General features: G+C 58.0%; 12 protein-coding genes and 1 pseudogene. 9 read left to right on the forward strand and 4 right to left on the reverse strand.

Going from position 1 to position 10,694, the window contains the following annotated elements:
- Window positions 1-248: 248 nt before the first annotated feature.
- The 3 genes and pseudogenes from DWV00_RS11645 to DWV00_RS34885 all read left to right on the forward strand — a co-directional run bounded on the left by DWV00_RS11645 (window position 249) and on the right by DWV00_RS34885 (window position 1,891).
- Window positions 249-842, forward strand: a complete 594-nt coding sequence (locus DWV00_RS11645; RefSeq protein ID WP_115533719.1) for a DUF6088 family protein — start codon at window positions 249-251, stop codon at window positions 840-842.
- Window positions 835-1,332 (forward strand): annotated as a pseudogene (locus DWV00_RS34880) (nucleotidyl transferase AbiEii/AbiGii toxin family protein); the annotation flags it as partial. The gene DWV00_RS11645 and the pseudogene DWV00_RS34880, both read left to right, overlap by 8 nt.
- A gap of 94 nt (window positions 1,333-1,426) precedes the next feature.
- Window positions 1,427-1,891 (forward strand): nucleotidyl transferase AbiEii/AbiGii toxin family protein, encoded by a 465-nt coding sequence (locus DWV00_RS34885; protein WP_281272625.1) that lies wholly within the window; start codon window positions 1,427-1,429, stop codon window positions 1,889-1,891.
- Between the two features lie 214 nt (window positions 1,892-2,105).
- Here the strand turns inward: DWV00_RS34885 and DWV00_RS11660 are convergent, their stop codons facing one another.
- Entirely contained in the window at window positions 2,106-2,624 is a 519-nt protein-coding gene (locus DWV00_RS11660; protein ID WP_181885431.1) for a tyrosine-type recombinase/integrase, read from the reverse strand.
- 1,192 nt (window positions 2,625-3,816) lie between these two features.
- On the opposite strand from DWV00_RS11660, the gene DWV00_RS11665 reads away from it, so the two are divergent.
- The 4 genes from DWV00_RS11665 (at window position 3,817) to DWV00_RS33640 (ending at window position 5,990) form a co-directional block, all read left to right on the forward strand.
- Window positions 3,817-4,269: a hypothetical protein gene (locus DWV00_RS11665; protein WP_115533722.1), complete on the forward strand. Its 453-nt coding sequence runs from the start codon at window positions 3,817-3,819 to the stop codon at window positions 4,267-4,269.
- Window positions 4,269-4,856 (forward strand): restriction endonuclease fold toxin 5 domain-containing protein, encoded by a 588-nt coding sequence (locus DWV00_RS11670; protein WP_115533723.1) that lies wholly within the window; start codon window positions 4,269-4,271, stop codon window positions 4,854-4,856. Before DWV00_RS11665 ends, DWV00_RS11670 begins: the two co-directional genes overlap by 1 nt.
- Before the next feature lie 400 nt (window positions 4,857-5,256).
- Window positions 5,257-5,595: an Imm52 family immunity protein gene (locus tag DWV00_RS34535; RefSeq protein ID WP_245964832.1), complete on the forward strand. Its 339-nt coding sequence runs from the start codon at window positions 5,257-5,259 to the stop codon at window positions 5,593-5,595.
- Window positions 5,596-5,753: 158 nt separating this feature from the next.
- Window positions 5,754-5,990 (forward strand): helix-turn-helix domain-containing transcriptional regulator, encoded by a 237-nt coding sequence (locus DWV00_RS33640; protein ID WP_147297881.1) that lies wholly within the window; start codon window positions 5,754-5,756, stop codon window positions 5,988-5,990.
- A 35-nt stretch (window positions 5,991-6,025) separates the two neighbouring features.
- On the opposite strand, the gene DWV00_RS11685 is transcribed toward DWV00_RS33640, so the two are convergent.
- Both DWV00_RS11685 and mads1 read right to left on the reverse strand, forming a co-directional pair.
- Complete coding sequence (locus DWV00_RS11685; protein ID WP_181885432.1) at window positions 6,026-8,023, reverse strand: ATP-binding protein; 1,998 nt, start codon at window positions 8,021-8,023, stop codon at window positions 6,026-6,028.
- A 204-nt stretch (window positions 8,024-8,227) separates the two neighbouring features.
- Window positions 8,228-8,458 carry a methylation-associated defense system helix-turn-helix domain-containing protein MAD1 gene (mads1, locus tag DWV00_RS11690; protein WP_220274681.1) on the reverse strand — a complete coding sequence of 77 codons (231 nt, stop codon included), beginning with the start codon at window positions 8,456-8,458 and terminating at the stop codon, window positions 8,228-8,230.
- Between the two features lie 498 nt (window positions 8,459-8,956).
- Between mads1 and DWV00_RS11695 the strand changes: the two genes are divergently transcribed.
- Entirely contained in the window at window positions 8,957-9,790 is an 834-nt protein-coding gene (locus tag DWV00_RS11695) for a hypothetical protein (RefSeq protein ID WP_115533728.1), read from the forward strand.
- A 209-nt stretch (window positions 9,791-9,999) separates the two neighbouring features.
- A complete protein-coding gene (locus tag DWV00_RS11700; RefSeq protein ID WP_115533729.1) occupies window positions 10,000-10,254 on the forward strand; it encodes a hypothetical protein in 255 nt (84 codons plus the stop codon).
- Between the two features lie 50 nt (window positions 10,255-10,304).
- On the opposite strand, the gene DWV00_RS11705 is transcribed toward DWV00_RS11700, so the two are convergent.
- Window positions 10,305-10,694: tyrosine-type recombinase/integrase (locus DWV00_RS11705; protein ID WP_147297884.1), on the reverse strand; the 390-nt coding region annotated here is incomplete at its 5' end.

Genomic DNA, 10,694 nt, shown 5'->3' on the forward strand with positions numbered 1-10,694 from the left:
GTGATCATCGCAACCGGATTCGCTCAACAGTTCACACCGTATCGAGCGCCGACGGAAATGCATTTTTATCTCCCAGTAACAGGCCTGTCACCTAAACGAGATGCCGGCTCGAAACGCACCAAGTTTCGTGCGAGTGGACCATTCTGAGCGCCCCGCGCCCGGCGCTCATCCGACTCTTGAACGTCAGAAAAACATGTGTTATTTTCTGACACATGAAGATGACCATCCCATCTGTCCCCGATCGAATCATGAGGCGCGCCCGCGGCGCCGGGCGCGGCGGCGTCTTCACGCCCCGTGATTTCCTGGACGTGGCAGCCCGTGCTGCGGTCGATCAGGCGCTTTCCAGGCTGGTCAAAAACGGCAAGCTTCGCCGTCTGGCTCACGGTCTTTACGATTTCCCCAAGGTCCATCCGAAGCTCGGCCCGCTTTCGCCGACGCCAGACGACGTCGCGCAGGCGTTGGCGCGTGAGACCGGGTCGCACGTTCAGATTTCCGGCGCTCGCGCCGCAAACGCCCTCGGACTCACGACGCAGGTACCCGCAAGAAGTACCTATCTGACCGATGGCCCATCGCGTCGCGTTGTGTTGGGAAAGCGCGTCGTCGATCTTCGCCACGCCTCGCCCAAGCACTTGATCGCGCCCGGCAGTGCCGCCGGTACGGTCGTGCAGGCTCTCCGCCATGTCGGCCCCGTGCGGGCGGCCGACGTCGTGCAGGTTGCCGCACGTCGGCTTTCGGCCACCGACAAGAAAACCCTGGCCTCGTCCGCCGTTCAGGCTCCTGCCTGGATGAGGCCGACACTCGTCTCGATCGCCAATGCAGCGGTAGCGGATATCGATGGATAAGGTTGCCCGCCTCCCCGCCGGTGATCGCGCCGCCCTGTTCGGAGAGACAGGCGCCGGCCGGGGTGTCGCCGACACGATCATTGAAAAGGACTTCTGGGTCTGTTGGTGCCTGAAGCGCCTTTTCGGTCTGCCGAAGGGGCCGACTGCAACCCTTGTCTTCAAAGGCGGCACATCACTCTCCAAGGCGTTCGGTGCCATCCGCCGCTTCTCCGAGGACATCGACCTTTCGTTCGACCGCGCGGAACTCGGCTATACCGGTGATCGCGATCCCGAGAAGGAAGCAATCAGCAAGAAGCAGGCGGCTCGCCTGATCGATGAGTTGGTCGGCGACGTCACGCGCCACATCGCTGAGAAGCTTGTCCCGGCGCTGCGCGCCGCGATCGTCGAACAGCTCGGCGAGCCGGTCAACGGCGAGTGGTCGCTGGAGATCGACGCTAGCGACGCCCAGACAGTCAACTTCCACTATCCCACGGCGCTGCCCGCAGCCGAATATGAGGGCATGGCTTACATTACGCCGCGCGTGAAGCTCGAACTGGGCGCGCGGGGAGATACTGGGCGCGCGGGGAGATCCATGACCAACCGAGGTGAAGATCATCCGCCCTTACGCGGCCGACGACTATCCCGATTTCTTCGAGGATCCCGACACCAGCGTGATCGTCCTGTCAGCGCGGCGCACCTTTTGGGAGAAGGCAACCGCGCTCCATGCGGAAGCGCATCGCCCGGCCGAGTCGCAAACACCGCAATATTTTTCGCGACACTACTACGATCTCGCGATGCTGCTCGACACCGACGAAGGCAACGCCGCGGCGACGGATTTTGATCTGCTCGCCCAGGTGGCCCAGCACAAGACGGCGTTCTTTCGCTCCGGTTGGGCGAGCTATGACACCGCCAAACCGGGTAGCCTGCGGCTGATGCCGGACGAAGCGCGGATCAAGGACTTGCGCGCAGATTATCGGGCTATGGCGCCTATGATGTTCGACGAGAACCCGCCTTCGTTCGACAAACTACTTGCGAAGATCGCGGTGCTCCAGGAAGCCATCAACAGATAGATTGCAGTCCGTCGGGGGGATTACCCCCTCACCTCATCCCGCTCGCCGTGAGATAGCTGCCGCTCGATTGCATCGGCTGGCCACCCCTGTTCATTGAACAACGTCTCCGCAGTGCCGCGTTGACCGTGTTTTCGCTCATCGGTCGAGCACTGGTCCTGACACTGGGCACGGGGAAAGACGTACCGTCCATGCCCCGTTACCGAATGGAGCTCCTTCAAAACGGCTTCTGCAGGGAGCGATGGGCCGTGTCGATCGCTCCTCGTCGCTCGATCCTCCGCAAGGCAGTCAGTAACTCCAGCGGCGTGATTTCCGCAATCGGACGCCTGCCTAGAGACGAAAACATATCGCGTTCAAGCCGATGCAAGATGAGGTCGGCGTATTCTGCTTCCCACTTGCCCCTCATCAGTTCGAACCACTCGCGAGCCACAACCTCGGAGGTGGTCCCATCCTGCATTCTCGCGGCTGCCTTCCGGGCGCGCCGAATTTCCCCTGGGTCGTTGCCCTTAACAAGTTCACGCCGGGCGTCATCGCGTAGCTCGCGCGCGCCCTTCAGCGACACCGCCGGATACACGCCGAGCGCGAGCAGCTTTTCCTTGCCGCCAAAGCGATACTTCATCCGCCACAAGCGCGAGCCGGTCGGAGTCAAAAGGAGATAGAGACCGCCGCCATCGAACAGCTTGACCGGCTTTGCGCCTGGCTTCACTTTGCGAATCAATGTATCGGAGAGTGTCACGGGGGGTATCTCCCATCGCCGCCTGCGACCTACCCCAGAAACTACCCCCACGAATCGGCGGAAGTCAACGGAATGGAACAGCACGCCTCGGAATCTCCGAGAAGCCCGTCAATACGCGCCGTACAGGCACAAGGATGCCCCAAACGGAACACTCTGGACTTTACTGGAACTCTTCGAATGGTGGGCCGGGTGGGATTCGCATTCGGGCCGCTCAGGGCCACCCGGCAAGGAATTTCGGATTCGATGAGTGTGGTTACCCCCAGAGTTACCCCGGAGAAAAGTCGGAACAGAATGGAACACGTTGGCCTATTCCCTCTTACTCAACTCGGGTCCTCCGATCCACGTTGTCGAGATCGCGATGTTGTATGGATGGAACGAAATCCGCAGGCGCTGCGTCTGTCTTTCTTTCGAGCAGGAATAACGCTCGGTCCTCAACGCCTACCAGCCACGCCGACGCGCGGCCACGACCGCTCCACGTTGCGCCAGCCAGCCTCCGGATCACGATACTCCGGCGCCTATGGTCCTCGAGCGTAGTTACCGTTTCGCCACTCATAACGAAGCTTCAACGTTGAACGACTGCTGCTGCCCATCGAATCTCATGGCCCTCTCGCCAAGGGCGTGTGCCAAGATTGCGCCACCTTCTCGCTGGCGGCGAACTTACACCCGCCGCGTCCCCAGCGAACTTCTCCGTTTCCGCATGAATATCCTCTCGTCATCGCAATGGCAGAATCGTCAGCTATCAACGACGTTCGCTAAATAACGAGGGCTCTCGGACGGATACACGCTTAACCTCGGCGTCAAACCTCCGCTTGCCCGCTGCAGTCACGCCGGTCACCGGCAGCAGAATGAAATCAACTTTGTTCTGTGTCATCGGTTGCGTCCGCAAGTGGTAATTGCGGACGCAAGCCTGCACGCGTTCAGCGTTCGATTCTAGGTGCGTTTAAATTCGCGCTTACCCTGCTCCTGCTCATGATTGGTCGGAAGATCATTCGTCACTCTCCGTTTTCATGCTTCGGGTCCAGCCCTGCATGCGGCACTTCTCTGCTCGAAGCTCGAACCTTGTGGCTTCAAGGAGTGACGCCGCGAGATCGACGATTGATTCGTCCAATGCACTTCCGTTAGTCCGATTTTTCCGCGATGGCAGGGTTCAACCGTGCGACCCAGTCAAAATAACCGGAGCCGCAACACCCGTATGGAGCGCAGCAGCTACTGGCGTTGTTGGAAGAAGCGGTCCGCGTTTTGGCTCGGGTGCCGTCTCCATATCGATTCCATCCGGCAAGGGTTCCCATTTAACTTCATATCCGATGACATGCACGAGCATCAAACAGCCCTTTTGACCGAGGACGAACGCAAGTTCGTGATGGCCGTTCAAAACAGCATTGGTGGCGCTGACAGGAGGCTCGCTAACGATCCGGCATTGCTCGACAAGCTTGTCCGTGCATACAGCGAAGCTAGGCGTTTGGGGCTCAGGCGAGAAGAGGTACTCGCAAATTTCCTATATCTCGAAATGCAAGCCCCGGGCTTCCATCGCAAGCCGGTGATTCGAAAATGGCTACGTGAGCCAGGCGCCGCTCCCGATGATCGCTTTGCGGATTTAATCGATGTGCTTCGCAAGAAGTCTCAAGAACTAGAGGGAAATGAATAATGGCACCGACACGTCGCTCCCGCCTCGAAGAAGCGGCCATTGCACTCTTGGCATTGCTCACCGCCATAGGAGGCGCCGTTCGCGGGCTCGCCGAGAAGGCGCAGTCAGACCCGGATAGTCTCGAGGCGGATAAAACGAAGTCGAAGTCGGCTACACGTGCGATACCGATTCCTCATGAGTCACACGCGCAGTGTCCGCCGCGCAGAGGTTGGCTCGTCACGAGGAGGTGGCACATGTCCAAAATCTCGCGTGACTACCAGGCCCGCATTACTAGCTTTGCGCCGTTCACCGAATGGAAATTCGAGAATATCGAATTCGACGGTTTTCGCGCACCGGAATGTCGCCTACAGGAAGCGAAGGCCCGCTACGATCAGTTTTTCGACAAACAAACCGGCCGACCCAAACGCTTTTTCGAGATCTTCGGCGTGGAACGTATGCTCAGTCAAGCTCGAACACAAAATCGCGCAGTAAGAAATAATCCGCCATCAAGGTTGACCTGGTATTTCATGCAACCCATTTCTCATCGATATTTCTCGCAAATCTTCATCGACGAAAAGCTTGCAATTGAATCATTACTCCATCCGTGACATGGTCATCTTCCTAACCTTCCAGCATCAACAAGCTACCCTACCTTCGCGAGAGGAACACCTCCGCACTCTATGGAGAATCGCCAAACTGTTCGAACCGTACGGCCTGCCAGTTAAAAATTGGTATCCGCCTGCGGCTACACGGAAGAAGTCCCTTGCACATGCAGCATTTGACCAAAGCGGTCCGACGCCAGCGGCGTTGGAGTTGCTTCGCTTACACGACGATAAGGACGCGACAACCACGTACCGGAGAACCGGTGTCTGGAGCGGAAAAGAGAAAGGCAGAGGCGGCTCGTTCTCTGTCTCGTTCTCATGTGATCCCTGCAACCGTACCAGTCTACTCTACGTGCAATTCGACGAAGTCGAAGCACTCGATGACTGTAGGGCGATGCAGAGATTCATGCTCGGCTTGCTCGCCATATGGCCCGTCGCCTCCAGCATTCGAGTCGGGCCCCTGATGTACTACACCACGCATCAAGTTTTTCCGAAACGACCGGGTGCCGGCTGGATGCTCTATCTTCCAACGGCAATCACACGCGAGGAGTTACCCGAGGCGGCGGAACTAGTGCCAGTCATGGAAGGCGGTACTCAAAAAGGCACCATCATCGTCAGTGTCGCCGACGCTACCTTTTCCATCGACAATCCGGAGCACCTGAGGATCGCAAACGCAATCGAAGTGAGATTGGCCGATCAGGACGTCTTGCCTCGATCGCGAGGCCGTTATGTGACTCGGGAATAGGTGCGGCAACGCCCCGACGATGCTGGTCGTGTTTCTTGTTCCTTCACAAATGGGTTGCGACTATGCGGCCGGCGCTAGACTCGAAAGGCTGCCTTGGGCCCTAGCGCTTTTCTAGCGACGCCGATGCACGTGTTCGACATCAAGCGCGCCAAGGCCATGTGGAAGATGATCAAGAAGCAAGCACGAGCGCAGTCAACATCTCCCGCTTCGACGTATCGAAGCACCTGGACAAGGAGGAAGTCATCGCCGATTACATCAATGCAGCCCTTGAAGAAGGTGACTCGGATCTGCTCATGGTAGCAATCGTAGATGTCGCCAAGGCGCGCGCGGGCGACGACTCTGTCGCCATCGGCATGGATCGTTGTCAATCATACCAATCGCCATGCTCGCGATGAGTGGTGCGCCGGTCAGGTTGGAAGCTACTCCGGCTTCAGTGTCCGCCGTTGCGATCATCCAATTCGTTTAATGCCCTCGAGAATCTATTCTCATGTGGGTCGTACTCGACAGCTTTCTCGAAGGCATGACGAATATCCGGCAAGGGAGCCCTGCTCCAACGCAGTACCTTTCCCAGATCGAACCAAGCCCAAGCATGGCGCGCACGCGGGGCGTCCATCTGCACTACACGCTGCAACATTTCCTTGGCCTCATACAGTAGCCTCGCATAGGCAGCGTTGCCTTGTGAGCCGGGCCTTGGCCGAACCTCTCCGGCAAGTTTCATCTTTACTTGGGCAAATTCGTGCAATGCCTTGGCATCCTGAAGAACAGCATCTCCCGCCAACTGGAAATAGCGATGTGCCTTCTTAAGCCGCCCCGCGCGTTTCTCCTGGATGGCAGCCTCGAAAGCGTCGCCTACGGCATCGAGATCCGACAAACGATTCAGCCAAGCAACCGCTTCTTTCTGCTTCCTCGCATCAAGCCAAGCCGATGCAATCAGCGTAATCAAAGACGCAGCGTTGGCGACAGGGTTGCTGCCTCTAAATTGCTGAAAAATCGCTTCAGCACCATGAATATCCCCTTTTGACACCAACTCCTTCGCCAGTTCCACCGCCACGCCAAGTGTGGCTGGATTTGCCTCGTAAGCCTCTTGCAGTCGCTGTAATGCACCCTGCGCATCGCCGATAGCCCGCAAATGCGCGACATCCTGAAGCGCAAGAATAGCCTGATACTCTGGATGGACCGGCAATGTAACGCGGAAGTAACTCCTCGGTTGATCGAAATCGAACTGGGGCGGAGGAGAGCCATTCTGCTCCATCGTTCGCCTGACCTTGGGAATTCCTGTGCCTCGTCCCTCGGCCAACCGCAACTCTTTCAGAAGTTCTCCGATACGGCGATTGCGGGCCGGCACGGGTGGCAAAGGAGCAGAGCCATCCAGATGCTTGGTTTCGATACCTGGCACAGGCCCTGGATAGCTGATGATCTCCATCCGGTCTGGATAGAGATAGACCTTGATCGGCTCCTGAGTGCCTTCATACGAACGGTGATAGACCGCATTCACCAAAGCCTCTCGTAAAGCCAATGATGGGTAGCTGACCCAATGGCCCGCCTGCGTTCTCCCAGGCAGCTTCTGAATCATGCGGACGGACAAACCCTCCAGATAGGCAAGGCATTCCCGAAGCTGCTCTTGAACGGGTCGCTGGTTGAATATCTTTTCTTCCAGCACATTACCGCTGGAATCTCCCGCGAACTGCACGACCTCTATCCGCGCACCGGGAAACCACTGTTCAGGGTTCTGGCTGAAAAACAGCAGCCCGACATTTCGCGGAGCATCATGCCCATTGACAGGATCTGCAATGCGCAGCGCACGGTAAAGGGTCTTGGTATCCGCCTCATCCACTAAACCACTGCCAATGTCATTCAAAAACTCGCGCACCTTGGTCTCACGAACGTCAAGAACGCTGGCTTGCAACGCGCGACGATCATCGAAAGGCACTCGCGCCGTCAGTTGCATGAGTTGGGTTTTCAGTTCTGGCTGCTTGTCCGCATCCACCGTCTCCGACCCCAGCCGGATGTAGAATTTGCGAGAAGCACCCTTCTCGACGGACTCCGGTGCTTGGTGCGGTCGCGCCTGGCTGCCAGGTGCCCAGACCACTAGAATCCGCCGCCCCTCATGGATTTCGGGGGATAGCACCGGCTGATACACCGGATCAATGACGTTGCAGCGCCCTCGTATCCATTTTTGGGCATCTTCAATCTCTTTTTCGAAAAGCCCTTTGGCAGGAAGAATAGCAGCGCCACCCTGTTCGGCAACACCGATGACAATATAGCCCCCGTTCAAATTCTGGAAATCGTTGGCAAATGCGCAGATCGTTCGGATGACCTGGGAACCTGCGGCCTTTTCGTCCCAAGATGCCTTGAACTCAACTCGAGCCGATTCGACGCCTTGCAAGCGCAGCAGATCATCGACGTTGATGGGAAGTATGGAAGACACGACGTCAACCCTCACAGAAATCGCAAATGCAACGAGCCAGCAGGCTTGCCGCCGTGACGCAGCAGAATCTACTGCGATAGGTGATTGCCCCAAACAGCTTGGCCGCAATCTGCGGCCGCGCCAGTGTTGCGGTCGTTGGGCAGCTCGACGGCTGCGCCTTTGAGGCGCTTGCCCGGGAATTCTTCTCGTAGTGTCGCCCAAGCATTACTTCGTACCCGCCTTTTTGCCTTCATTGCTGGTGCCGTGCCCGGGCTTCCCTGTCGATTGCAGGTCTATCCAAGCATCAATATCAGCACGCGAGAACCGCCATGTCCCGCCGACTTTGAACGCGGGAATTTGTTTCGCTGCAGCGAGCCTATAGATCGTCCGCTCCGTAACCTTGAGGTACTCGGCGACCTCCTTGATGGTAAGAATCGCCTCTTCACCGGAATTCATTGGCATGGCTCATAGCAGCGGGCTTGTCGAAATACGACATTCTAGTGCAAAATTTTCAAGATCTCTGCTACGGCAAGCCACGAGGGCCGACAGTCTTGTCATCATCTGGTTTTTGAGCTCAATCCTGCCGCATATGCATACCCAACGGACCACCTCAGGCGAAGACTGTGCATCCGCCACGCGCGTGAGCCGGTCGGAGCCCAAATGAGATAGAGACCGCCGCCATCGAATAGCTTGACAGGCTTTGCGCCTGGCTTAGGCTTTGCGGATCGAGGTATCGGAGAGTGTCACGGGTATCTCCCGTCGCCGTCTGCGACGTACCCTAGAAACTCCCCCAAGAATCGGTGGAAGTCAACGGAATGAGACAGCCCTCCTCGGAATCTCCAAGAAGCCCGTCGATACGCGCCTTGCAGGCACAAGGATGCCCCAAACGGAACGTCCTGGACTTCCCGGAACTCTTTGGATGGTGGGCCTAACAAGGAAAGGAGAAACCAGCGCATGCCCGAGGTCTGTTCGCATTTATGGATCGAAGCCCAGGTCCGACAATATCTGGCAACCGGCGACTATGATGGCTTCTTTATCGACTGGCCGGGAAGCTCCGTGGTTGACGCCGCGACCCGCGCTACTCAACGGCTCCGGGCCGCGCTTGTCGAAGCAACACTGCGCGAGGCGCGTTGTTTCGAGCGACCAGTGCCCTTGCCGACACCGATTGATCCGTGGCTGCGCGACAAGTTTGGCTCCATGGTGGAGGGATTTTTCACCGTCCAGGAACGGGATTGTGTGCTCGACGCGCTCGTACGAGGAGTCGTTTTCCTCACGCCCCACAACATTGTCGATGTGCTCACCACGGAACCATGGCTGTCGACCGCGTGGCGTCTCGCCAACCTGTATCTAAATAGTCTGGGCGCGTCCCGGCTAGGCTCAAACGCCGACGATCTCGTCGGGTTGAGCCAGGACACCACCTGCTATGTATCGCTCGCATACTTCGACGAAACCGATCCATTTGCGGATTTCGTCGTGCACGAGGCGGCACACGTACTGCACAATTGTCGTCGGACATCAATCGGTCTGCCGGAGCGTCGGCAATGCCCAACACCGCTCGACATCGCTTTCCATCAGCGCGAAACCTTTGCATACGCGTGCGAGGCCTACAGCCGGATTCTCGCGATGACGCAGGGTCGTGAAGCTCGACAGGCGGCGCTCGAACGGCATATGGCGTCCGAGTTGCCACCGGATGAGCGGGTCGATCATGGGCAGTACCTGGCGATCCTGGCGGAGGCAGTTCACGCGCGCAATGGCTGGCGATGTATCTGGAAACGGTGTGCGCCGTGATGACGGGTTCCGAACGTGGCCGAATCGGAGATCTGCGCGCTCAGAACTCGCCACGCGTGATTGACGGCGAAAGAGCGAGGATGGTAATTGCGCATCGTCGATCGTGGCCGGCCCACGTAGAAGTCGGAGGCGGGACTCACATCAGGGCTCGTCATTGAAAAAAGGCAGAATAGGGCTGGAACCCGTGATCACAAGGAGAACCTCATACCATGGCCGCACCGAGCTTTGTCTATACCGTCGCCTGCGTCGCAAAGATGCTCGGAGAGCCGGAGGAGTGGCTGGACGAACTGGCGAGTATGAACTTGGGGCCCGAGGACGGATGTCTTGGGATCATTGACGATCTGGACGGCCCCGCGGAACAGCTGATCTCGGTGACCGCGTTCACGGACGCTGGCATCGAGGCGCTCAAGGAACTGGTTGCGGACGCGAAGCAGCAGTCTTCCGAGGTGGGCGGCGCTGGCTGATCCGGCGCAAAGCCGCCGGAATCGCAATACGTCAATGCGTTGTGCATGCCCTACCGGAACCCCGAGCGAAGTGTCGTCGCATTACATTCAAGTGCCTCAAGATAATCAGCCCACGCCTGCATCATCTTCCTGCGTAGCGGCAAATATTCCGCAAAATTGTAAGCTCCTCTCACCTCATCCCGCTCGCCGTGAGATAGCCGCCGCTCGATCGCATCGGCCGGCCAGCCCTGCTCATTGAACAACGTCGACGCAGTACTGCGGAATCCATGCCCCGTCATTTGCCCACTCGTATAGCCGAGTCTCCGCAGTGCCGCGTTGACGGTGTTTTCGCTCATCGGCCGCGCACCGGGCCTGACACTGGGAAAGACGTACCGTCCATGCCCCGTTACCGAATAAAGCTCCTTCAAAACGGCAAGTGACTGCTTCGACAGAGGCACGAT

Origin of the sequence: Trinickia dinghuensis (genome assembly GCF_003367175.1) — a bacterium.
GTDB classification, from domain to species: domain Bacteria; phylum Pseudomonadota; class Gammaproteobacteria; order Burkholderiales; family Burkholderiaceae; genus Trinickia; species Trinickia dinghuensis.

Coding starts and splice junctions, on each gene's coding strand:
- DWV00_RS11665 (WP_115533722.1), top strand. CDS start 3,817: ATGGAGCGCAGCAGCTACTGGCGTTGTTGGAAGAAGCGGTCCGCGTTT.
- DWV00_RS34535 (WP_245964832.1), top strand. CDS start 5,257: ATGCTCGGCTTGCTCGCCATATGGCCCGTCGCCTCCAGCATTCGAGTC.
- DWV00_RS11670 (WP_115533723.1), top strand. CDS start 4,269: ATGGCACCGACACGTCGCTCCCGCCTCGAAGAAGCGGCCATTGCACTC.
- DWV00_RS11645 (WP_115533719.1), top strand. CDS start 249: ATGAGGCGCGCCCGCGGCGCCGGGCGCGGCGGCGTCTTCACGCCCCGT.
- DWV00_RS11700 (WP_115533729.1), top strand. CDS start 10,000: ATGGCCGCACCGAGCTTTGTCTATACCGTCGCCTGCGTCGCAAAGATG.
- mads1 (WP_220274681.1), bottom strand. CDS start 8,458: ATGAATTCCGGTGAAGAGGCGATTCTTACCATCAAGGAGGTCGCCGAG.
- DWV00_RS11695 (WP_115533728.1), top strand. CDS start 8,957: ATGCCCGAGGTCTGTTCGCATTTATGGATCGAAGCCCAGGTCCGACAA.